The sequence below is a fragment of the Mesorhizobium sp. M0701 genome (assembly GCF_040320365.1).
Lineage (GTDB): Bacteria > Pseudomonadota > Alphaproteobacteria > Rhizobiales > Rhizobiaceae > Mesorhizobium.
In genome coordinates this window covers 98158-120021 of record NZ_JAMYPO010000001.1, presented here as the reverse complement: position 1 = coordinate 120021, position 21864 = coordinate 98158, and the positions used below count along the sequence as shown (strand labels likewise).

Genomic DNA, 21864 nt, shown 5'->3' with positions numbered 1-21864 from the left:
GGCTCGCGGTTCAGCTGGCTTCGGAAGTTACAACACAATTGTCGAAGGCTGCATCGATGATGGCGAGCTTGACCGCCTGGGCGGTCATGTATTCCTGATAGAACTCGCTCGACACCCACATGACCGAGTGACCGCGCTGGCCCAGCCAGCCGATGCTGCCGAGTTCCTCGGCATCGCGCAATTTGCGTGACAGGTGAGTGCGGGAAAGCTTGAGCCAGTTCGCGAAATCCCCGATTGAGACGACACCGGTCGGGATTCGGTCCAGGTCGGCATGATCGGGGTCGACGCCGGACATCAGCCAATCCATGACGATGCCGCCATTGTCGAGCCAGGTGAACAAGGAAAAAGTCTGTCTTGGCTCGCGCACGGCATGCGACGAAAGCAGTCCGTCGGCCACCAGTGGCTGCAGTTTGGCGAGCACATCCGGTTGTGCGACGAATGCAGGCAGTCGAAATCCACCGTCCAGGCTGTCCAGCGTTTTCAGATGAGCCATGACCCAGCCGGCAACCGTCTCCAGAGTGCCCGCGGCCGGCTCAAACGGGCGGACGCGCCCATATTTAATCGGCAGATGCCGGATGAAACCGTAATGCAGCATCTCCTTCAGGAAGGCGTCGGCGGTGTTGCGGCTGGCCACCGAATGCCGGCAGATGTCGTCCATGAACCGTGCGGACGTAAGGCCCTTGCGATGATCGTCCGGCTCTCGATTGAAATACAAGCCAAGGCCGATATGGGCCATCAGCCAACGCTGTTGCGTGGCGAATACGGAAGCCAGCCGCGGGTTCGCTTCATAGGTCTGGAGAAGCGTCCGCGACTGAGCCTGGACATGGCGACGCAGTGCCGGATGGCTGGCAATGTCTTCAGAAACCAGCGCCATCCCCGCCGAGCCCAACCAAATTTGCAACTGGAAAATGCCGATCACAATTTCAGCCTTCGCGGGTCGTGTCCAGAGCCGGCGCATTACGATACGAGCTGAATCCCGCCGGCTAGTGGGCTGAATTCCGCGACTTGATCGCCGAGGCCACTGATTTCGCTGCAGAGGGCTAGCCCGCTCGAACCCACCAACGATGACTTCGCCTGTCCAGCCCGTGCTCCCGCCGATGGCGACGCGGAACCAACACAAGCTTTGCTCGTTGAAGAACGCTGATTGGACTGAGACAGTGAGGGACTACAAAATGGAGAATGGCCTTTTCGCCACGCCGCCTGCAGCTTTCCGGCAAACAGAGTCGGTCTGGCCACGGGCGCTCAAGTGGCTGTTGCGCCGAGTGCGCAGCGCCTCCGACAGTTCGGGAACCATGTTGAAGCCAATCCTCTCCGGACCCGAGGATGATAGCGGGCCCACTCCGCCTCGACGTGCTTGAGGCTGACCGCGCTGCGATCTTGACGTCAAAAATGACCGCTCACATATCATTTTAGGGCCGCGCCGCAGCCGACAACCATGACCGCTTCGAAGGCCTCCCACGGCGGCGTGTCCGCCTGATGCAGCAGGCGAGAGCGGCAGTGCCGCGTAACGGCGGGAACCATCGGGCATGCTTGGCTATTAGATACAGGCGGCTGCTGGTCTGCCGGGCCAGGAGCCATTGCTATGATCATTAATCCCCCACCGGAAAGCGCGATCCCGGCATCCGTTCCGTCGGTCGATCCAAAAGCCGCCCCGACGCTTCGCAATGCCGAAGCGGAGGTCTTTTATATCGAAGCGATCCGCGAACTTGTCGCGACCGGCATCCCCTTTCTCGTCGCCGGCACCTATGCCGTAAGCGCCTATACCGGGATCATCCGCCAGACCAAGGATCTCGACATTTTCTGCAAGGCCGGCGACTGCCCGCGCATCCTCGCCCATTTCAAGCAGATCGGCTACGCCGTCGTGGTCGAGGACGACCGGTGGCTCGGTAAAGTGTTCAAGGGCACCCATTTTTTCGACGTCATTTTCGCCTCGATGAACGGCACCATGCCTGTCGACGACCAGTGGCTGGAGCACGCCCGTCAGGGCGAATTGCTGGGCAGCCAGGTGCGGATCATCGGGCCCACCGAGCTTATCTGGTCCAAAAGTTTCATCCAGGACCGCGGTCGCCACGATGGTGCCGACATCTCGCACACCATCCTCAAGGCCCACGACCAGATCGACTGGCAAAGGCTGCTTTCCTACATGGAAGTTCATTGGGAAGTTCTGCTGATGCATCTCTTGAACTTCCGATGGATCTATCCGACGGAGCGGGGCCGCGTGCCCGCCTGGCTGCTCGACGAGCTGCTTGACCGGCTGGCCAAGCAGCGCGAATTGCCACCTTCCCGGATGAAAATCTGCCGTGGGCGCATGCTTTCACGAACTGACTATGAGATCGACGTCAACGACTGGGGTTTTGCCGACGTCGGCGGTGAAGGAGAACATAGCAATGGCTGACGAGCTCGAAACTGCTTCGCCGAAGGCGGAAAACGGCAGCGCACTCAAAGTCGCCGCCATTGGCGATCTGCATGTCGGCAAGGAGGACCAGGCCTCGTACCGCGATCTTTTCGGCGAGATGTCGCGTGCAGCCCAGGTTCTCGTGCTGACGGGCGACCTTACCAATCTCGGCAAGCCTCGGGAGGCCGAAATCCTTGCCGAGGAACTGCGTGCCTGCACGATCCCGGTCGTCGCCGTACTTGGCAATCACGACTATGAGTCAGGCGCCGTCGAGCAGGTCACCGACATTCTGCGTCAGGCGGGCGTTCACCTGCTCGACGGCGAGGCGACGGAGATTCACGAGGTCGGGTTCGTTGGGGTCAAGGGTTTCGTTGGCGGTTTTGGATCGCGCATGCTCGGCTCCTTCGGCGAACCGGCGATCAAGTCAATGGTGGCGGAAAGCGTGAACGAAGCGATGCGGCTTGAAAACGCAATGCGGCAGGTCCGCGCCAAACGCACGCTTGTCGTTCTGCACTACGCGCCTGTCGTCGAGACGGTCGAAGGCGAGCCGCTGGAGATCTTCCCGTTTCTCGGTTCGTCACGCCTGGCCGAGACAATAGACCGGTTCCAGGTCAGCGCGGTGGTGCATGGCCATGCGCATCGCGGCGCCTACGAGGGCCGCACACCGGGCGGGGCGACGGTCTATAACGTTGCCATGCATGTCGCCAAGCCGACCGGCCGCCCCTACGCTGTGCTCGAAATCTAATAGGCTAGATGTTGAACGCCCGCTTCGGCGGAATGTCGTTTTCATCCGGATTGGGAATGGGGTCCTCGTCGGGGAGCCTGTCGGGGTCCGGCTCACGCACGGGCTTGGGATCGGGGATGGGAGGCGGCGGCACCGGGGTCGGCATTGGCTCGGGTGTGGGAATAGTGGCCATCGTGATCATCTCCTCTTGGCGCAGAACAACGCAATGGGTCAGCTGGTTCCCGCCTTCTGGTCAGCCCATCTCCGGATTCGCCTGTCTGCTGCCCGACTTGCTTGATCGCAGCAGCAGAGCAAGCGGAACGAGCAGGGCGGTTGCCACCGCGCAGTAGCGGAAGACATCGACATAGGCGAGCAGCGTGGCCTGGCGGGCGATCAACTGGCCAAGCCAGCCGATCGCCTGCTGCTTCGCCTCGACCATCGGCGAACCCTGGGCGACGAAATGCTCGGTCGCCTGCCGAAGTGCCTGCTGATAGGCGGGCGACGACTGCACGGTGTGGCCGACCAGATACGATTGATGGATCTGGGAGCTTTGCGCAATGACGGTGTTGGACAGCGAGACGCCGATGCTGCCGCCGATATTGCGTGCAACGTTGATCAGCGCCGATGCCTGGTTGGTCTTCTGCGGGGGCAGGCCGACATAGGCCGCGGTCGAGATGGGAATGAACAGGAACGGCAGCCCGACCATCAGGAAAACACGGGCAAAGGCAAAGAAGCGGAAGCTGGCGTCCGGAGTAAGCGAGGTCATATGCCAGAGGGCCACTGCGACCACCGACATGCCCATCATGATCAGGTATTTGGGCTGCACGATGCTGCCTACAAATCCGGACACCGGCATCAAGATCAGCATGGCGATGCCGCCCGGCATCATCGAAAGGCCCGAGAGCGTCGCGGTGTAGGCAAATGTCGTCTGCTGCAGCTGCGGCACGATCTGGGTGGTGCTGAACAGGATAGCACCGACCGCCATCATGACCAGGAAGGCCGTGCCGAACTGGCGCGTGAACAACAGACGCATGTCGACGACCGGATCGCTGCGACTGAGCTCCCATGGGATAAGCAGCAGGAACGCGATCGCGGAAATCACTGCGAAAGTGGTGATGAAATCCGAGGCGAACCAATCGTAGCGCTGGCCCCGGTCGAGAAAAATCTCCAGGCACCCCAAGGCCGTCGCCACCAGGACGAACCCGATCCCGTCGATCTTCAGGCCGCCCTTCAGCCGTTCCTTGCGTTCGCGTTCGAGTACGTCCGGTTCGACCAACAGCCATTGCACCAGGGCCAGCGACAGGATGCCGAACGGCACGTTGATGAAGAAGATCCAGTGCCAGGAGAAATGGTCGGTCAGCCAGCCGCCGATCGTCGGCCCGACCGTCGGTGCGACGATGACGGCAATGCCGTAAAGCGCGAAGGCCTGCGAGCGCTTTTCAGGCGGAAAGGTGTCGGCAAGGATCGATTGCTCGCTTGGCGCCATGCCGCCGCCGCCGAGGCCCTGAAGGACCCTGAACAGGATGAGCAGTTCCAGGTTGGGTGCCAGTCCGCACAGCAGCGACGCGACGGTGAAGGTCGCAACGCAGAGCATGTAGTAGCGCTTGCGGCCGATGACGCTTGCCAGCCAGCCGCTGACCGGAATGATCACCGAGTTGGCAACGAGATAGGTGGTAATCACCCAGGTGCTTTCGTCCATTCCGGCCGCCAGGCTGCCAGCGATGTTGCGCAGGGCGACATTGGCGATCGAGGTGTCCAGCACCAGCATGAAAGTGGCTATGGAGACGACGACGGCGATGAGCCACGGATTGTGTGTCCCGGCGGCGGATCGGCTTTCGCCCTGATTTCTGGCGGTTTCGCCGTTCATCGCACCTTGACCGTCGGCACCACCGACAGGCCTGGCCCGAGAAGCACATCCGGCGGCTTGTCGAAGACGATCTTGACCGGCACGCGCTGCACCACCTTGACATAATTGCCGGTGGCATTTTCGGCCGGCAGGAGGCTGAAGGCGGTGCCGCTGCCGGCCTGAATACTGTCGACGCGGCCGTGAAAGGACTTGTCCGGGTAGGCGTCGATGTCGATGTCGACCGGCTGTCCCTGCCGCATCAGATCGAGCTGCGTCTCCTTGAAATTGGCCTTCACCCAGACCTCGTCGGGAACGAACATCATCAATACCTGGCCGGGTTGGGCGTAGGTGCCGTTCGCGGCGGAAATGCTCGTTGCCCGCCCGGCTGCGGGTGCTGTGATAGTCGTGCGCGACAGCGTCGTGCGGGCTTGCTCCTGGCTGGCCTTTGCCTGCTCGAGCTGCGCCTCGACGCTCCTGGCCTGTGCCTGCAAGACCGAAACCTGGCTTTTTGCGGAGGCTACATTGGCCTCGGCGCTGTCCAGCGCGGCCTGATCCTGACGCAACGTCGATGCCGCCTGCTGCGCCTGCTGCCGCGTTGCTGTGCCCCTGGCCAGGAGTTCGCGATTGCGTTGATCCTCGGCCTTGGCGAAGTCCAGCGCTGCCTTGGCCTGTGCAACCTGCCTCTGGGCAGCGTTTACCTTTGCGTTTTGAGCCTCGATCTGGGCGGCGACATTGACGATTTCGGCCTCGGCCGCGGCGACGCCGGCATCGGCCTGCTTCAGGTTTGCCTGATAGTCGCTGTCGTCGATACGCAGGAGGACATCGCCCGCCTGTATATGCTGATTGTCGGTAACCGCCAGCTCGGTAATGCGGCCGGCTATTTGCGCACCGATCGTCACTGTGCGCGCATCTATGAAGGCGTCGTCGGTCGATTCGTACTGGCGAGCGTTCAGCCACCAGATCGCGATGCCTGCCGCGACGAGCAACAGCGCAAGCGCGATGGCTGCGGCCGCATAGGGATGGCGCCTGGGAAAGCCGAGCAGACCGGCCTTTCGTTGCGAGGCATTCCCGTCGGGTTTTTCCTGCCGGGGCTCTGCCGATCGCTCATGAGATTCTCGAACCGGGGCCGGTTGCTCCCGGGTTTCATTTACAGGCTCGACGTCTTGCTCGACGCGTTGAGGCTTCGTGTCCAACGGAATTGCTTTCAAGATTGATATTGCAGCCGCCGAAGCGGACGCAAAGCCAAACGGCAAGCTTCCGCAAAAGTTCCTGTCCGGAAACGGGTTCGGTTAACGGGTCGACATCGAACACAGGCGGGGGCGCGTCGGAATTCGAGCGCCGCTTCGACGGGGCAGGTGATCCGTACGCCTCATGTTGCGGCGGTCCGGCCTTGTCAGCGCTCCATGGCGCGATAATTGCTCATGTAGGCGTGGGCGAATTCACCTGTCGACAGGAGCCGACCATGAAACATCAAACACTCGACCAACTGCAGGCCGTCGCGGAAGTTGAGTCCTTCGCGGCGTATCCGGCGATGACTCGAACCCAGCGGATTGAACGTTGGGCGGAACTTCTCGAACAAAACCCGACGCGATGCCTTGGGGCGCTTCCAGGCACCGAATATATGAACAGGGAAGCGCGCGACAGATCGCGTGGCGCTGGCACGCCGCTCACTGTCGCCTTCGAGGATCCGGTTCTGCGTGCCATGGGCCTCAGCGATGATACCTATGGTGAGGCAAAGCGCTTCTTCGAACTTAGCGACCGGCAGTTGCACCAAATCGTCTGCCATTGCCATGTCGGCGCTACGATGCAAGCGAGATGGGCCGCTGCCAGGGTGCGCGGGATAGTTCGCGGCAACAGATTTGTTGCCTGGATGAAGGGCTTGATCGTGCATTGAGGCGGTACGAGGAACGGCGGAACACGCGTTCTTTCCGCGCCGTGGAGAGCGCTTCCGAACTTGGAAGGGCTCGTGCGCCGTCGGGCCGCGCAGATTGTGAAACTCCTCGACGCTTGGCTGCGCCTTGTCGCGGCCATGCGTCCGTCTTTGATGTGAGAATTTGAGCTGGCCCGCCGCAGGTGAGGGCCTTCGTCTGGCCGGCGGCCGAGCGCCGTCCAGGCCTGCCTGCGCGGCTACTAACGACACAAATGATCCTGCGATCGGGGAAGATCCTGCGACCTGGCTAAACTAGCGATCGATTTCTCCGAACACGATGTCGAGCGAGCCGATGATCGCGGCAACATCGGCGATCATATGGCCTCGGGACAGGAAATCCATCGCCTGCAGGTGGGCGAAGGAAGGTGCGCGGATCTTGCATCGGTAGGGAACGTTGCCCCCGTCCGACACGAGGTAGACGCCGAATTCACCCTTCGGCGCCTCGACGGCGGCATAGACTTCACCGCTCGGCACGCGAATGCCTTCGGTATAAAGTTTGAAGTGGTGGATCGTCGCTTCCATCGAGCGCTTCATCGTGGCACGCGGCGGCGGCGTGATCTTGTGGTTCGGAATCGCGACCGGTCCCTGGCCTTCGGGTGAGCGCAACTTTTCCAGGCATTGCCGCATGATCCGGACCGACTGGCGCATTTCCTCCATGCGTACGAGATAGCGGTCGTAGCAGTCGCCATGCTTGCCGACCGGAATATCGAAATCCATCTCCGAATAGCATTCGTATGGCTGCGCCTTGCGCAGGTCCCAGGACGCGCCCGATCCGCGTACCATCACCCCGGAAAAGCCCCAGGCCCAGGCATCATCGAGGCCGATCACCCCGACATCGACATTGCGCTGCTTGAAGATGCGGTTCTCGGTCAACAGCTCTTCGAGATTGTGGCAGACCTTGAGGAACGGATCGCAGAACTTCCAGATGTCGTCGAGGAGTTCCGGCGGCAGATCCTGATGCACGCCGCCGACCCTGAAATAATTCGCGTGCATGCGGGCGCCGGACGCGCGCTCATAAAAGACCATCAGCTTCTCGCGCTCGGCGAAACCCCAGAGCGGCGGCGTCAACGCGCCGATGTCCATGGCTTGCGTGGTGACGTTGAGGAGGTGCGATAACAGCCGGCCTATTTCGCAGAAAAGCACGCGGATGAGCTGTCCGCGTTTCGTAACCGATATTTGGAGGAGCTTCTCGGCGGCGAGACAGAATGCATGCTCCTGGTTCATCGGCGCGACGTAGTCGAGCCGGTCGAAATAGGGCAAGGCCTGCAGGTAGTTCTTGTACTCGATGAGCTTTTCGGTGCCGCGATGCAGCAGGCCGATGTGGGGATCGGCGCGTTCCACGATCTCGCCGTCGAGTTCGAGCACCAGCCGCAGGACGCCGTGAGCGGAGGGATGTTGTGGCCCGAAATTGATGGTGAAGTTGCGAACTGCAGCCTCGGCCATGACAGTCCTCCGCGATCGGGCGGCCTTCGTTTCCGTGCCGGAGCCGGCTTGTCCGCTTTCAGCCGCTCACGTCGTCGTCTGGATGATCAGCGTCAGCGTGCCGTCGCCGTCGATATTGGCCGCCACCACCTGCGTGGAATTAAGCCCGTTCGCCGCCAGCGCCGATGCCGCCTGCGGCGATGCGTCGATCGAACTTTGCAGGATGCGCAAATCCTCGGCGCTGGTCTGCGTGACGACGGCCTCCGCCTGTGCCTTGATGTCAGGAGGCAGATCCTCCATCGCCACGATTGTCACTGCGGTGAAATTCTGGGCGGAGAAGGCTTGGTCAGGTGTAGCCTGGTCGGGAGTGGTCCCTTCGGGGGTGGCTTGCTCCGGCAGGGTTTGCGGGGCCGTCGGCGGGACAGGGGCAAGCTCTGGTCCCACGGATTGCGCATAGACCGGCGAGGCAAGGGCCAGTGCCGAAAGTGTGGCAATTGTCGTCGATAGGCGCATGGCCGTTCCTTCCGTTTGCTCAGCGGACGATCAATTCGGTGACGACAAAACCATCGTGTCGAAATATGGTTCCGTGACCGAGGTGATGTCTTGCCGAAAGCCGTGATTGTCGCGGAAAGCAGGGCGCGAAATCCGGCGTTGCCTGTCTCAGGCAGCGGTGTGGCTGCGATCGGGCTGCGGCCAGCGCTGCAACGCCTCACGGCCCTGAGCGGTCAGTTCGTAGATCCCGCGATCGGTGCGTGCGAACCAGCGATACACATTGTGCAGCAGGATCTTAGGCGCGTTCGGCAGGTTGGGCTTCAAGTCACGCGGCCGCTTTGGGCCGTCGGCGAGGGCTGCGGCGCATGCCAGCGCCTGCTGGCGATAAGCGGTCATGATCGGCGCACGCGAGCCGCCGCCGGCGACAGGATCGCCCTGCCGACGCCGATGTTCGTCAATTAGCTTCGAGCGGCGCCGGGGATCGCGACGCGGAGCCAATGCCGTCGGGCTGAGCAGCACCTGAACCTCGCCGTTCGGTCGCACGCCAAGCAGGCCAAAGCCGAGCCGACGGCAGAGATTGCGGTATCTCACATCGCTCTCACGGCCCTTGCCACGGGCCGACATGCATGCCGCTAGCCAGACCTCGTCGCTCGCCGCCATACGGTCGATGCCCTGGAGGATGAGCTCGAGATTGAACTTCAGCTTCAGCTCGCAGATGACGACGATCGGTGGAGAGTCGGCACTCAGCGCCAGCAGATCGCAGCCGCCGATCTCGCCCTTGACTATAAATCCCAGGCCTTCGAGGAAGGCCTTGACCGGGCTGTAGAGTGACGTTTCGAGCATGGGCCTTTGTCGGCTGCGAATCATCCCGCCGATCGGCGGTTCAGCGCGATGATCGCTCCTTGCCGTTGAACAGGAGGTAAACGACGGCCGAGCAAGTGGTCAGAGCCGTGCCATGGCCGCTTGCCAATTTGGTATGCTGGTATAATGTGTACCTAAGGTAGCATGCTCCGCGTAGCTGCGCTGTGCTGGACATCCGGGCGCCCGAGACATCGTCCATGGCATCGTCATTTGAGCGGCGGCTCCCCTGCGTTCTCTAATCCGCCAACCGGCGGCAATGTGCATACAAGTCAATGGGATGACGATCGGCAGGGCCGTCGTTGGAATTCAGGAGTAACGGACACATGACAACGATTGCGCTGTTTGGTGCGGGCGGCAAAATGGGTTACCGTCTGTCGACCAATTTTCGCGGATCTCCCTATACGATACGCCATGTCGAGGTCAGCGACGCCGGCCGCGAGCGGCTTAAGTCGGGCCTCGGCATCGATGCCGTCAGCGCCGATGTGGCGCTTGATGGCGCCGATGTGGTGATCCTGGCGGTGCCGGACACGCACATCGGCAAGGTCGCGGCGAGTATCGAGAGCAAGCTTGCATCAGGCACGATGATCGTCGTGCTCGACGCTGCGGCACCTTTCGCCGGGCATTTGCCGAAGCGGCCGGACCTGACCTATTTCGTCACCCACCCGTGCCATCCGCCGATCTTCAACGACGAGACCGACATGGCGGCCAAGAAGGATTATTTCGGCGGCGTCAAGGCCAAGCAGCACATGGTCAGCGCCTTGATGCAGGGACCGGAGGAAGATTTCGCCAAGGGTGAGGCGATCGCAAAAATCATCTGGGCGCCGGTCATGCGCTCCCATCGCGTCACTGTCGATCAGATGGCCCTGCTCGAGCCCGGCCTTTCGGAAACGGTATGCGCTTCGCTGCTCGTCATCATGAAAGAGGCGGTCGACGAGGTGGTGGCGCGCGGGGTCGACAAGCAGGCGGCGCTCGACTTCCTGCTTGGTCATATGAACGTGCTTGGCGCCGTCATCTTCGGCGAGACCAAAGGCGTGTTCTCCGACGCCTGCAACAAGGCGATAGAGTTCGGCAAGCCGGTGCTGATGCGCGATGACTGGAAGCGGGTGTTCGAGCCGGAGGAGATTGCCGCGAGCATTCAGCGCATCACTTGAGGGCAGCGACGCGTTCTCCCCGGAACATGTCACCTGAAATTGTCATTGACTCATTATACCAGTTGGCTTAGCTGTTCGATGGATCGGACAGTCAAGCAGGATCAGGCGCTGGATGAATGGAGGATAGGGGGGAGCGATCCGTCGAGGTGAAGCCGGCCAAGGGCTTGTGAATCTGACGCGACCCGCCGCCTACGGCCGGCTAACGAAATCGAATGCATATAGCCTTGGGACAAGGCACGGATTTTCAACGGGAGGAATACATGAAACTGACACGCAGAATGACGCTTGCGGCTTTTGCCGGCATGCTGGCGCTTGGCACCGCCGCACCCGCCTATGCGGCGGATTTGATCGCCATCATCACGCCCTCGCATGACAATCCGTTCTTCAAGGCGGAAGCTGTCGGCGCGGAGGCCAAGGCCAAGGAACTCGGTTACGAGGCGTTGGTGCTCGTCCATGACGACGACGCCAACAAGCAGTCCGAATTGATCGACACGGCGATCGGCCGCGGCGCCAAGGCGATCATCCTCGACAATGCCGGCGCCGACGCCACCGTCGCCGCGGTGCAGAAGGCCAAGGACGCGGGCGTTCCTTCCTTCCTGATCGATCGCGAGATCAATGCCACCGGCGTTGCCGTCGCGCAGATCGTCTCCAACAATTATCAGGGCGCCCAGCTCGGCGCACAGGAATTCGTCAAGCTGATGGGCGAGAAGGGTAATTTCGTCGAGCTCGTCGGCAAGGAATCCGACACCAATGCCGGCATCCGCTCCAAGGGTTACCACGACGTCATCGACGACTATCCGGACCTGAAGATGGTGGCGCAGCAGTCGGCCAATTGGAGCCAGACCGAGGCCTATTCAAAGATGGAATCGATCCTCCAGGCCAATCCCGATATCAAGGGCGTGATCTCCGGCAACGACACAATGGCGATGGGCGCTTACGCGGCACTTGCCGCTGCCGGCCGCAAAGACGTCATCGTCGTCGGCTTCGACGGGTCGAACGACGTGCGCGACTCGATCACCTCCGGCGGCATCAAGGCGACAGTCCTGCAGCCGGCCTTCGCGCAGGCGCAGATGGCGGTCGAGCAGGCCAACGACTTCATCAAAAACAAGAAGTCTCCCGCCGAAGAAAAGCAGCTGATGGACTGCGTCCTGGTCAATGGCGACAATGCCGCCAAGCTGGAGACATTCGCGCTCACCAACTGAGCCGGTGTAACATCAGCAGCAAGGGACGAGCCTCCGGTTCGTCCCTTGCTTCCATTTCGCCCTTTCTTCCATTTCTTTGGGTGCTCCTGACTGCCATGCCGAACGAGCCGACATGTTCAACAAGCTGACCCGGCCGATCCTTGTCGCGTCGTTCCTTGCAGCTATAGTCAGCCTGACCGCCTGCAAGATCCTGCCGACGCCGTCAGCGGAAAACGGCGGCACTGGCTCCGCATTCAATCCCGACAAGATGGTCGAGGACATCTGGGCGGCGAAAGTCATACCCTATCTGCAGCAGAAGGCCGGGCCGTTTGCCGAGGTTCACACCTTGGCCAAGACCGATCCCGCCGCTGCCGGCGCCAAATACGGCAACCCGAAGAAGCAGGCGAATTCGCCATGGACCTTCGCGGTTCGGCTCGAGGGCAAGGTCGTTGCAGCCAATACACAGTCACGCGCGGCGACGATGGACATCGATGCTGACGGCGACGGCAAGGCGGACGCGCGGGTGCAGATCGGACCCGCCATGCGCGGAACCGCGCTGCGCGACAGCCTCGACTTCATCCAGTTCAACGATTTCACCAACCAGATCGACTTCGCCCAGTTCGGCAAGGCTTTCAACGCCTATGCCGACAAGACCGTGCTTTCCAAGCTGCCGCGCGAGGCACTCGAGGGCCGCAGCGTCGAGGTACTTGGCGCCTATACGCCGGGCAGTGGCCAGGACCTGCCGCTGGTGACGCCGGCGGAGGCAAAGATCGGGCCGAAGCCATGACCGGCGATCAAGATGTCATCCTGAAGCTGGAGGACGTCTCGAAAGTCTATTCCGGCACCGTCGCGGTCAAGCGGGCGAATTTCGAGGTGCGCAAAGGCGCGGTCAACGTGCTGGTCGGCGAAAACGGAGCCGGCAAATCGACGCTGATGAAGATCATCGCCGGCGTCGAGCAACCGACGCTCGGGCGCATCCTTCTGGACGGCGAGGAGGTTTCATTCTCGTCTTCCGGTGATGCCGTGAGCCGCGGCATCGGCATGGTTTTCCAGGAGCTGAATCTGTTCGGCAATCTGACTGTCGCCGAAAATATTTTCGCCACCCGCGAGATCACCAACCGCTTCCGCAAGATCGACCGCAAGGAGCAGGAGCGCCGCGCGGCGGAGTTCCTTGAACGCCTGGAAGCCGGCATCCGGCCCGACATGCTGGTCGAGGATCTGCGCATCGGCCAGCAGCAGCTGGTCGAGATCGCCAAGGCGGTTTCGCTCGATGCGCGCATCCTGATCATGGATGAACCGACCTCGGCGCTCAGCGCGGCGGAAGTCGAGATACTGTTCAAGGTGATTGCCGACCTCAAGGCACGCGGCGTGGCAGTCGTCTACATCTCGCACCGGCTCGAGGAGCTGATCCGCATCGGCGACACCATCACGGTGCTGCGCGACGGCCGCATCACCGGCCAGGCGGAGATGAAAGACGTCGACACCCAGTGGATCGTGCGGCAGATGATCGGCTCGGACGCCAAGGACTTCGCCAAGGCCGACGGCCATGTGCCGGGCGAGGAAATATTCCGCGCCGAGGACATCTGCCTGCCGCGCGTCACCGGCGGGCTTGCGGTCGATCACGTCTCGCTGTCGCTGCGCGCCGGCGAAATTCTCGGCATCTATGGCCTGATGGGCGCCGGACGCAGCGAGCTGTTCGACTGCATCATGGGCCGCCACGGCCATTCGACGGGCACGATATTCATTGCCGGCAAAAAAGTGCACGAGCGCGACACGACGCGGCGCATCCGGCGCGGCCTGGCGCTGATTCCCGAAGACCGCCAGCGCGAAGGGCTGGTGTCGATCCTCTCCGTCGCCAGCAATCTGACGCTGGCCAGCCTGTCGCGGTTCGTGCGCCTGTTCCACATTCGTGGTGCCGCCGAACGACAGGCGGTGACCCAGACGGTGCGCGAACTGGCCATCAAGGTCGCCGATCCGGCGCAGGAAGTCTCGTCGCTGTCAGGCGGCAACCAGCAGAAGGTGGTGATCGGCAAGGCGCTGCTCACCGGCCCGAAGGTGCTGTTGATGGACGAGCCCAGCCGCGGCATCGACGTCGGCGCCAAGGCCGACGTGTTCCGCACCATGCGCAAGCTGTCGCGCGACGGCCTGGGGATTCTGTTTGCCACCTCCGATCTCGACGAAGTGATGGCGTTGTCCGACCGTATCGCAGTGATGAGCAATGGAAAATTGACCGGCATGTTCGATCGCGCAGAGGCGACGGAGGCCGCGCTCGTCGCTGCCTCGGCCTTCGGCCACGGACCGGTCCCGCACGGAGAGCAAGGCGCATGACTGACATCCCAGCCAAGGCGGCGGTCGACTCCATGTCGGGCGGCTCGGTCCTGCTGACGCTGATGAAGGCGAGGACGTTCATCGCGCTGATCGCCGTGCTGTTATTCTTCTCGATAGCCGCCCCCAATTTCCTATCGGCCGCCAATCTTATCCTGATGTCGAAGCACGTGGCGCTGAACGCATTCCTCGCAATGGGCATGACCTTCGTCATCATCACCGGCGGCATCGACCTGTCGGTCGGCTCAATCGTCGGCCTGTGCGGCATGGTGGCCGGCTACCTCGTGCTCAACGGCATCGACCTGCAGGTCGGCTACACCATCTATTTCAACGTCTTCGAGATCGCGCTGATCACGCTTGCCGTCGGCATATTGATCGGCGCCGTCAACGGCTTGCTGATCACCAGGCTTAATGTTGCGCCTTTCATTGCCACGCTCGGCGTGCTCTATGTCGCACGCGGCCTGGCGCTGCTGTCGTCGGACGGCCGTACTTTCCCCAATCTCGTCGGCAAGCCGGAGCTCGGCACCACCGGATTCGGCTTTCTCGGCGCCGGCCGGTTGCTCGGCCTGCCGGTCGCGCTCTGGATTCTGCTCGTTGTTGCGGTAGGGGCGGCCTATCTCGCCAAATACACCCCGCTCGGCCGCCACATCTTCGCCGTCGGCGGCAATGAGCGGGCGGCGCGGATTTCAGGCGTCCGCGTCAACATGGTGAAGATGTTCGTCTACATGTTCTCCGGCTTCTGCGCGGCGATCGTCGGGCTGATCATCTCGTCCGAACTGATGGCCTCGCATCCGGCGACCGGAGAGAGCTTCGAGCTCAACGCCATTGCCGCGGCAGTGCTCGGCGGCACCTCGATGTCGGGCGGACGCGGTACCATCGGCGGTACCATTGTCGGCGCCTTCGTAATCGGCATCCTTTCCGACGGGCTGGTGATGATGGGAGTGAGCTCGTTCTGGCAGATGGTGATCAAGGGCCTCGTCATCATCGTCGCCGTCGTCGTCGATCAGGCACAGCGCCGGCTGCAGAGCCGTGTCACGCTGATGCAGATGGCAAAGGCCGGCTGACATGGCGGAGCTGCGGGGAGCGCTGATCGGCTGCGGCTTCTTCGCCGTCAACCAAATGCATGCCTGGCGCGACATAGAGGGCGCCTCGATCGCCGCCATCTGCGACCGCAATCCGGACCGGTTGAGGGTCGTCGGTGACCAGTTCGGGGTCGCGCGGCGCTATACCGATGCGGCCGCGCTGTTTGCCGGCGAAAGGCTGGATTTCGTCGACATCGCCACCACCGCACCAAGCCACAGAATGCTCGTGGAGATGGCAGCGCAGCACGGCGTTCCGGCAATCTGCCAAAAACCGTTTGCGCCGACGCTTGCCGATGCCAAGGCGATGGTAAAGGCCTGTGCTGACGCCGGCGTGCCGCTGATGGTGCATGAGAATTTTCGCTGGCAGTCGCCGATCCAGGCGGTGCGTACCATGCTCGACAGCGGCGAAATCGGCACCCCCTTTTTCGGACGGATCTCGTTCCGCTCTGCCTATGACGTGTTTTCCGGCCAGCCTTATCTGTCGACGGGAAAGCGCTTCATCATCGAGGATCTGGGTATCCACATCCTCGACACCGCCCGCTTCCTGCTGGGCGACGTCTCGACCGTCACTGCGCGAACGGCGCGCATCAATCCCGGCATTGCCGGCGAGGACGTTGCGACGATGCTGTTGGACCACACGAGCGGCGCCACTTCCGTGGTCGACTGCAGCTACGCGAGCAAGCTTGCTACCGAGCCGTTTCCGGAGACGCTGATCGAGATCGACGGCAGCGACGGCACGATCCGGCTGGCGCAGGGCTACCGGCTCACCGTCACCGGCAGGAGCGGGACAGCCGTGAGCAACGTCTCGCCACCGCTGCTGGCCTGGGCATCACGGCCGTGGCACAACATCCAGGAAAGCGTCGTCGCCATTCAAAAGCACTGGGTCGATTGCCTGACCAACGGAGCCGAGCCCGCGACCTCGGGCGCGGACAACCTCAAGACATTAGCGCTGGTCGAGGCAGCCTATGCCGGCGCCGCAAGCCGGGAGCCGTGCAACTCGACGCCTTGCTGAAATGACAGCCGACGCCTTCCTCCTCTACGGTACACGTGCAGTTGAAGCCGAACCGGTCAGGCTGCGCGCCGGCGCGCTGACGGCGGACTTCGTCAACGGCAATCTGCGCAGCATCCGCCACGGCGGCACCGAAGTTCTGCGTGCCATCGCCTACATCGTCAGGGATCGCGACTGGGGCACCTACGAGCCGACACTGGCCGACCTTACCATCGAGCAGGATGCCGAGGCTTTTTCCGTCAGCTATTCGGCAAGTTGCCAAGCACCGGACGGCAGCCGGCTCGACTTCCGTGCGACCATCAAGGGCTCGGCCGATGGCCAGCTGATCTTCGACGTGAGCGCTCTTCCCGACAACGATTTCGAGACCAATCGCTGCGGCTTCTGCATCCTGCATCCGATTGCCGGCCTGGCCGGCAGCCCGGTCACGGTCGAGCATACCGATGGCAGCGTGGTCGCGATGCGGCTTCCAGAGCTGATCGATGCCTGGCAGCCTTTCAAGGATCTGCGGGCGATCACCCATGAGGTCCGGCCGGGCGTCACCGCCGAATGCCGTATGCAAGGCGATACTTTCGAGATGGAGGACCAGCGCAACTGGTCGGATGCCTCCTACAAGACCTATGTTCGGCCGCTGGCGCTGCCGTGGCCCTATGTGCTGCCCGCCGGCAAGACCTTCCGTCAGACCATCAGCTTGCGGATAGAGGGTCGCGGGAAAGTGCCGGCGGCTGCGGCAACCGTCGAACCAATTCGCGTCACGCTCGGCAAGGCCGGACCGGGCTGCCGGATATCGGCGTGATCGTCTATCCGGATGAGGTCGAGGCGGCGCTGGGCAAGCTACCGATGCTGTGCGAGCTTGGTCCGCAGCAATTGATGTTCCACTTCGACCCGACGCGCGGCCATGGGCTCGACGCCTTGCGATCCTACGCCCGGCTGGCCGCCGCCTATCCGGTCCGGACAACGCTCGAATGTGTCATTGCCGGCGACGGCGATCTCGACGCCGAGCTTTCAGGCGTCGCCGACAGGGTGCGCCAGGCCGGGCTCAAGCTTTCGGCGATTGCCGTCTCGCCCTCGGTCGACCGGCAGTCGACGCCGCCGGGCAGCGCATGGCCGCAATGCCCGCCGCTCGAAGACGTCTACGCCGCGACGCGGCGCGCCTTTCCCGACAGCCGCCTCGGCGGCGGCATGTTCAGCTATTTCACCGAACTCAATCGCAAGCGTGTGCCGGCCGACCCGCTCGATTTCGTCACGCATTGCACCTGCCCGATCGTGCACGCCGCCGACGATCTCAGCGTCATGCAATCGCTGGAGGCATTGCCTTTCATCACGGCGTCAGTACGAACGATCTTCGGAACAATACCTTATCGGATCGGGCCGTCGACCATTGCCATGCGCCAGAACCCTTATGGCGGCGCGACCAAGGCCAATCCCGACAATCAGCGCATTGCCATGGCCGACCGCGACCCTCGCCATGCCGGGCTGTTCGGGGCCGCATGGACGATCGGCTATGCCGCGCGCGTTGCGCCGGCCGGGCTCGAAATGCTGACGCTCTGCAGCTTCACCGGACCATTCGGCGTGCTGGCCTCGTCGGGCGAACCTGTCAAAGAAGGTACACCCCGGCCGATTTTCCACGCAGTGAAAGGACTTTGCGATCTGGCCGGCCATGCGCATGTGGTGGCGGCGACAACGACCGATGAGACGCGGGTGCTGGCACTGGCCGGCCGCTCCCAGACAGGCAGGATCATCGTCTGGCTGGCGAACCTTACCCCGGCCGACCTTCCAGTCGATGTTTCCGGGCTCGGTTCCGATCAGGATTTTCTGAATATCTGGGATGGACGAACGTCACGCCAGATTCAGCGCGACGCGTCGGGCCGAGACCGTCTTGTGATGACGCCCTACGCAATCGTCCGGATTGGCTGAAGTCACGCCGGGGTTCATGAATCGCCGCAGTTCCGCAGCGGTTGCCCGTAGCCGCAGTACTTCCGCTGCCGACTTGTCACCGGACTTGCTTTCGAAACTCGCCTGGTGCCATTCCAGTTGTCTTGGAAAAAAGACGGCTGAACGAAGCGACGTCCTGATATCCCACCCGACAGCAAATTTCTGAGACGCTCAGTTTCGTTTCCTCAAGCATGGACCTTGCCAACTCCAGCCGCCTTTCCTGGATCCATTTTCCCGGCGTTGTCTGGAGCTCGTCGAAAAACCTGCGAGACAGGGTTCGCGAAGACATCGCCAATTCGGTTGCAAGAAATTTCAAATCGATTTCTGACATCTTGTCTTTCGAGAGCTCGCGCAGCTTTTTCTCGAATGGGCTGGCGTCGTTCGAAATTTTGTCGAGAGGAAATTCGTAGGGACTCTGGAATTTGCGCGGCGGAGGAAGAACCAAAAGTTTTCGAATGATCCGCTCTTCCTTCTCGAAGCCCAGATCGATCAGCAAAGCCCTGGCGAGTTCGAGTCCGGAAAACCCGCCTCCACATGTGTAAAGGCGGTCCTGGCGAATGAGCAGGCGGGAAGCGTCCCATCGCACTTGCGGAAACCGGCGGCTTGCCTCGGCTTTCAGCCACCAGGATATCGTTGCGCGTTTACCGTCCAATAATCCCGAATTGGCGAGCAGATAACACGCGCCGCAATGTGCTGCGATGATTGCGTCCTGCTGTTGCGCGAGCGCGATCAGCGGTTTTGAATGTTCACACTCCTCGTCGAGCGAGCGCAGAAGCTCCGGAATCTCGACACCCGGCATCGCAATGAGAATCAGGACATCCATTTTCCGGGATGATTGAGCCTTCGTCGGGAAGGAAATTCCTGTGCTTGATGTCGACGGCGCGCCCCTTGAAACGAACTCACAGGAGAGAACCTGTGACCGGCAGACGTCATTCACAAGCTGAAACATTTCCACGAGCGTCGAGACGACGGCCGAATAGAAATTCGACGGCAGCCAGATCACGACGTGGAGGCTCCTGTCAGCCATTGCGGTTCTCCCGGTGTCGTTCTCGCCGAGCGGCAAATCTAGCATAGTCTTTGCAAGAATTGCCAATTCAAGAAGAAGCCAGGCGCCTCCAAGACGGGCCTATGCGGGCCTGCTGACGAAAGCGGGCGGCGGAAATCCACGGCTGGGAAGATGCAAATGCTGAAATCGCTGAATGAAAACAACGCGGCACATACACCGGATTCAGACGGCAACATAAAACTGCGTCGGTCCGGGCTCAGGCTGATCTGTGGTCAGCCAGTAGGCCGAGAACAAGGTTCGACCGCGACGCCGGTCGGGACCTGCACTTGATTTTCAGTTGCCGGAATTCATCACGTAGAGCGCGCGCGAGCGTTCGAGGTGCTTGATCATCGCCTTCTCGGCGCCATCCGCATCCTTGGCTTCGATGTGTCCGACGATCTCTTCGTGCTCGGACAGCGTGAACTTTTCCTTGCCGGTCCAGATCAGCATTTCGGTGTGGTATTCCTTTAGCCAGCCTAGCATTGCCTCGCTGACGGCGACATAGATCGGGTTACCGGATATTGCCGCGATCTGTGTGTGGAATTTCATGTCGGCGGATATGAAGGCTTCCGAATTGCCACGATGGCTGCGCTGCTCGGCGACCGTTTCCCGCAGCCGCTGCACGTCCTCGGCGGTTGCCTTCTCCGCGGCTTCCCTGACCATGCCGCGCTCGAAGAAGATGCGCGCGTTCTTGAGGTGCTCGAGCGTGTCCTTCGATGACGACAGGATGATCTTGGCTGCGCCGTCGACCTGCTTGATGATCGACTTGGCGGTGAGCTGCAGCACCTTGGCACGCTCACCATGCGAGATCGCGACCAGCCCCATATTGCTCAACGCCTGCATCGCCTCGCGGATCGCCGGCCTGCCGACCTCGAAACGCTCCATCAATTCGCGCTCCGACGGCATGTCGTCACCCGGCAGCAATTCGCCGCTGGTGATCAGGCGCTTCAGTCTCAAGAATACTTCGTCGGAAAGCTTGCGCCGGACGATCGGCTCCGAACGGTTCATCGTCGCGAATCACTCCTTTAACCGGCCTATACCTAGCATTTCCGCCGTGAATTCCGGAACGCCAGTTGCGGGCTCGCCCTTACCGCCAAGCCGGATAGGGCTTGCAATGCTTATGTACTCATTATACCAGATTTCGAGGGCCAAGGAACCTTTTTCGAAACCTCCCCGGCAGGCCGCGCGAATATGATTGTTCTTACCTATCGCATCGAAACGCCCGGCAATATCGAGGCGCTGGCGGCCAAGATTGCAAGCGACCAGTCGACCGGAACCTTCGTCGCGCTGGCCGGCGAGACCGAAGAGCTCAAGGCCAGGGTCGCAGCGCGAGTCCTGGCGATACGGCATCTGCCGGACGCGGACCGGCCGTCCCTTCCCGAAACCGGTTCCGGAGCAAGCCCCGAAGCACGCAACGGCCCGGTCAAGCGCGCCGACATCGATATCGCCTTTCCGCTGGACGCCATCGGCACCGACCTGTCGGCGCTGATGACCATCGCCATCGGCGGCACCTTTTCGATCAAGGGCCTGTCCGGCATCCGTGTCGTCGACATGAAGCTACCCGAGGAGTACCGGGGCGCGCATCCGGGCCCGCAATTCGGCGTCACAGGCAGCCGCAGGCTGACCGGTCTCGCGGATCGTCCGATCATCGGGACCATCGTCAAGCCGGCGCTGGGACTCCGCCCGTACGAGACGGCCGCAATGGTGCAAGAGCTGATTGCCGCCGGCGTCGACTTCATCAAGGACGACGAGAAGCTGATGAGCCCGGCCTATTCACCGCTGTCGGAGCGGGTGAGGGCAATCATGCCGCTGATCCTCGACCACGAGCAGAAGACCGGCAAGAAGGTCATGTATGCCTTCGGCATTTCACATGCCGATCCCGACGAGATGATGCGAAACCACGATCTGGTGGCAAAGGCCGGCGGCAATTGCGCGGTGGTCAACATCAATTCGATCGGCTTTGGTGGCATGGCTTACCTCCGAAAGCGCTCCAGCCTGGTGCTCCATGCCCACCGCAATGGCTGGGACATTCTCACCCGCCATCCCGGCCTCGGCATGGATTTCAAGGTCTGGCAGCAGTTCTGGCGGTTGCTCGGCGTCGACCAGTTCCAGATCAACGGCATCGCCTCAAAATACTGGGAACCCGACTGGTCCTTCGTCGAATCCTTCAAGGCGGTGACCACGCCGATCTTTTCGCCGGCCGATTGCGCATTGCCGGTCGCCGGCTCCGGCCAGTGGGGCGGGCAGGCGCCTGAAACCTTCCAGCGAACCGGCCGGACGGTCGATCTTCTCTATCTCTGCGGCGGTGGCATCGTCAGCCACCCGGACGGGCCGGGCGCCGGCGTGCGCGCCGTGCAGCAGGCCTGGCAGGCGGCGGTCCAAGACATTCCGTTGGCGGATTATGCCTTGAGCCATGTCGAGCTGGCGCGGTCGATCGAGAAGTTCGGCGGCGGCGAGGCGGCCTGACGC

Annotated in this window: 18 protein-coding genes and 2 pseudogenes; 11 read left to right on the top strand and 9 right to left on the bottom strand. The window is 62.0% G+C overall.

The window, feature by feature from the left end; translation table 11 throughout:
- Positions 1-10 precede the first annotated feature (10 nt).
- Positions 11-874, bottom strand: a complete 864-nt coding sequence (locus NKI24_RS00595) for a hypothetical protein (RefSeq protein ID WP_352448417.1) — start codon at positions 872-874, stop codon at positions 11-13.
- Between the two features lie 708 nt (positions 875-1582).
- Between NKI24_RS00595 and NKI24_RS00590 the strand changes: the two genes are divergently transcribed.
- Both NKI24_RS00590 and NKI24_RS00585 read left to right on the top strand, forming a co-directional pair.
- Positions 1583-2395 (top strand): nucleotidyltransferase family protein, encoded by an 813-nt coding sequence (locus NKI24_RS00590; protein ID WP_352448162.1) that lies wholly within the window; start codon positions 1583-1585, stop codon positions 2393-2395.
- Positions 2388-3140 carry a metallophosphoesterase family protein gene (locus NKI24_RS00585; protein ID WP_352448161.1) on the top strand — a complete coding sequence of 251 codons (753 nt, stop codon included), beginning with the start codon at positions 2388-2390 and terminating at the stop codon, positions 3138-3140. Before NKI24_RS00590 ends, NKI24_RS00585 begins: the two co-directional genes overlap by 8 nt.
- A 4-nt stretch (positions 3141-3144) precedes the next feature.
- On the opposite strand, the gene NKI24_RS00580 is transcribed toward NKI24_RS00585, so the two are convergent.
- The 3 genes from NKI24_RS00580 to NKI24_RS00570 are packed head-to-tail and all read right to left on the bottom strand — an operon-like array spanning position 3145 to position 5951.
- Positions 3145-3312, bottom strand: a complete 168-nt coding sequence (locus NKI24_RS00580) for a hypothetical protein (RefSeq protein WP_352448160.1) — start codon at positions 3310-3312, stop codon at positions 3145-3147.
- Between the two features lie 60 nt (positions 3313-3372).
- Complete coding sequence (locus NKI24_RS00575; protein WP_352448159.1) at positions 3373-4986, bottom strand: DHA2 family efflux MFS transporter permease subunit; 1614 nt, start codon at positions 4984-4986, stop codon at positions 3373-3375.
- Positions 4983-5951: an HlyD family secretion protein gene (locus tag NKI24_RS00570; RefSeq protein WP_352742783.1), complete on the bottom strand. Its 969-nt coding sequence runs from the start codon at positions 5949-5951 to the stop codon at positions 4983-4985. The genes NKI24_RS00575 and NKI24_RS00570 overlap by 4 nt, the downstream gene beginning before the upstream one ends.
- A gap of 476 nt (positions 5952-6427) precedes the next feature.
- On the opposite strand from NKI24_RS00570, the gene NKI24_RS00565 reads away from it, so the two are divergent.
- Positions 6428-6859: a hypothetical protein gene (locus NKI24_RS00565; protein WP_023675469.1), complete on the top strand. Its 432-nt coding sequence runs from the start codon at positions 6428-6430 to the stop codon at positions 6857-6859.
- Between the two features lie 288 nt (positions 6860-7147).
- On the opposite strand, the gene NKI24_RS00560 is transcribed toward NKI24_RS00565, so the two are convergent.
- The 3 genes from NKI24_RS00560 to NKI24_RS00550 form a co-directional block, all read right to left on the bottom strand.
- Positions 7148-8338: an NADH-quinone oxidoreductase subunit D gene (locus NKI24_RS00560; RefSeq protein ID WP_352448157.1), complete on the bottom strand. Its 1191-nt coding sequence runs from the start codon at positions 8336-8338 to the stop codon at positions 7148-7150.
- Between the two features lie 66 nt (positions 8339-8404).
- On the bottom strand, positions 8405-8830 hold the full coding sequence (locus NKI24_RS00555; protein WP_352448156.1) for a hypothetical protein: 426 nt from the start codon (positions 8828-8830) through the stop codon (positions 8405-8407).
- 147 nt (positions 8831-8977) lie between these two features.
- Entirely contained in the window at positions 8978-9652 is a 675-nt protein-coding gene (locus tag NKI24_RS00550) for a DUF2161 domain-containing phosphodiesterase (RefSeq protein ID WP_352448155.1), read from the bottom strand.
- 341 nt (positions 9653-9993) lie between these two features.
- Here NKI24_RS00550 and NKI24_RS00545 point away from each other — a divergent pair, with 341 nt between their 5' ends.
- The 7 genes and pseudogenes from NKI24_RS00545 to apnL all read left to right on the top strand — a co-directional run bounded on the left by NKI24_RS00545 (position 9994) and on the right by apnL (position 18332).
- On the top strand, positions 9994-10821 hold the full coding sequence (locus NKI24_RS00545) for a phosphogluconate dehydrogenase C-terminal domain-containing protein (RefSeq protein ID WP_352448154.1): 828 nt from the start codon (positions 9994-9996) through the stop codon (positions 10819-10821).
- A 260-nt stretch (positions 10822-11081) separates the two neighbouring features.
- Positions 11082-12023, top strand: a complete 942-nt coding sequence (locus NKI24_RS00540) for a D-ribose ABC transporter substrate-binding protein (RefSeq protein ID WP_023675475.1) — start codon at positions 11082-11084, stop codon at positions 12021-12023.
- 112 nt (positions 12024-12135) lie between these two features.
- On the top strand, positions 12136-12789 hold the full coding sequence (locus tag NKI24_RS00535; RefSeq protein ID WP_352448153.1) for a DUF2291 family protein: 654 nt from the start codon (positions 12136-12138) through the stop codon (positions 12787-12789).
- Positions 12786-14330: a sugar ABC transporter ATP-binding protein gene (locus NKI24_RS00530; RefSeq protein ID WP_352741977.1), complete on the top strand. Its 1545-nt coding sequence runs from the start codon at positions 12786-12788 to the stop codon at positions 14328-14330. Before NKI24_RS00535 ends, NKI24_RS00530 begins: the two co-directional genes overlap by 4 nt.
- Positions 14327-15391 carry an ABC transporter permease gene (locus NKI24_RS00525; RefSeq protein WP_352448151.1) on the top strand — a complete coding sequence of 355 codons (1065 nt, stop codon included), beginning with the start codon at positions 14327-14329 and terminating at the stop codon, positions 15389-15391. The genes NKI24_RS00530 and NKI24_RS00525 overlap by 4 nt, the downstream gene beginning before the upstream one ends.
- Before the next feature lies 1 nt (position 15392).
- Positions 15393-16426 (top strand): annotated as a pseudogene (locus NKI24_RS00520) (Gfo/Idh/MocA family protein).
- A pseudogene (gene apnL / locus NKI24_RS00515) lies at positions 16423-18332 on the top strand (D-apionate lactonase). The pseudogenes NKI24_RS00520 and apnL overlap by 4 nt, the downstream one beginning before the upstream one ends.
- Positions 18333-18408: 76 nt before the next feature.
- Here the strand turns inward: apnL and NKI24_RS00510 are convergent.
- A complete protein-coding gene (locus NKI24_RS00510; RefSeq protein ID WP_352448148.1) occupies positions 18409-19377 on the bottom strand; it encodes a GlxA family transcriptional regulator in 969 nt (322 codons plus the stop codon).
- Positions 19378-19689: 312 nt separating this feature from the next.
- Positions 19690-20403 (bottom strand): transcriptional regulator NanR, encoded by a 714-nt coding sequence (locus NKI24_RS00505; protein ID WP_352448147.1) that lies wholly within the window; start codon positions 20401-20403, stop codon positions 19690-19692.
- Between the two features lie 183 nt (positions 20404-20586).
- Between NKI24_RS00505 and oiaX the strand changes: the two genes are divergently transcribed.
- A complete protein-coding gene (oiaX, locus tag NKI24_RS00500; RefSeq protein ID WP_352742776.1) occupies positions 20587-21861 on the top strand; it encodes a 3-oxo-isoapionate-4-phosphate decarboxylase OiaX in 1275 nt (424 codons plus the stop codon).
- Positions 21862-21864: the final 3 nt, after the last annotated feature.

What these genes read in the sequence shown, in the direction of transcription:
- NKI24_RS00595 (WP_352448417.1), bottom strand. Translation starts at nt 874, where the DNA reads ATGGCGCTGGTTTCTGAAGACATTGCCAGCCATCCGGCACTGCGTCGC.
- NKI24_RS00590 (WP_352448162.1), top strand. Translation starts at nt 1,583, where the DNA reads ATGATCATTAATCCCCCACCGGAAAGCGCGATCCCGGCATCCGTTCCG.
- NKI24_RS00585 (WP_352448161.1), top strand. Translation starts at nt 2,388, where the DNA reads ATGGCTGACGAGCTCGAAACTGCTTCGCCGAAGGCGGAAAACGGCAGC.
- NKI24_RS00580 (WP_352448160.1), bottom strand. Translation starts at nt 3,312, where the DNA reads ATGGCCACTATTCCCACACCCGAGCCAATGCCGACCCCGGTGCCGCCG.
- NKI24_RS00575 (WP_352448159.1), bottom strand. Translation starts at nt 4,986, where the DNA reads ATGAACGGCGAAACCGCCAGAAATCAGGGCGAAAGCCGATCCGCCGCC.
- NKI24_RS00565 (WP_023675469.1), top strand. Translation starts at nt 6,428, where the DNA reads ATGAAACATCAAACACTCGACCAACTGCAGGCCGTCGCGGAAGTTGAG.
- NKI24_RS00560 (WP_352448157.1), bottom strand. Translation starts at nt 8,338, where the DNA reads ATGGCCGAGGCTGCAGTTCGCAACTTCACCATCAATTTCGGGCCACAA.
- NKI24_RS00555 (WP_352448156.1), bottom strand. Translation starts at nt 8,830, where the DNA reads ATGCGCCTATCGACGACAATTGCCACACTTTCGGCACTGGCCCTTGCC.
- NKI24_RS00550 (WP_352448155.1), bottom strand. Translation starts at nt 9,652, where the DNA reads ATGCTCGAAACGTCACTCTACAGCCCGGTCAAGGCCTTCCTCGAAGGC.
- NKI24_RS00545 (WP_352448154.1), top strand. Translation starts at nt 9,994, where the DNA reads ATGACAACGATTGCGCTGTTTGGTGCGGGCGGCAAAATGGGTTACCGT.
- NKI24_RS00540 (WP_023675475.1), top strand. Translation starts at nt 11,082, where the DNA reads ATGAAACTGACACGCAGAATGACGCTTGCGGCTTTTGCCGGCATGCTG.
- NKI24_RS00535 (WP_352448153.1), top strand. Translation starts at nt 12,136, where the DNA reads ATGTTCAACAAGCTGACCCGGCCGATCCTTGTCGCGTCGTTCCTTGCA.
- NKI24_RS00530 (WP_352741977.1), top strand. Translation starts at nt 12,786, where the DNA reads ATGACCGGCGATCAAGATGTCATCCTGAAGCTGGAGGACGTCTCGAAA.
- NKI24_RS00525 (WP_352448151.1), top strand. Translation starts at nt 14,327, where the DNA reads ATGACTGACATCCCAGCCAAGGCGGCGGTCGACTCCATGTCGGGCGGC.
- NKI24_RS00510 (WP_352448148.1), bottom strand. Translation starts at nt 19,377, where the DNA reads ATGGCTGACAGGAGCCTCCACGTCGTGATCTGGCTGCCGTCGAATTTC.
- NKI24_RS00505 (WP_352448147.1), bottom strand. Translation starts at nt 20,403, where the DNA reads ATGAACCGTTCGGAGCCGATCGTCCGGCGCAAGCTTTCCGACGAAGTA.
- oiaX (WP_352742776.1), top strand. Translation starts at nt 20,587, where the DNA reads ATGATTGTTCTTACCTATCGCATCGAAACGCCCGGCAATATCGAGGCG.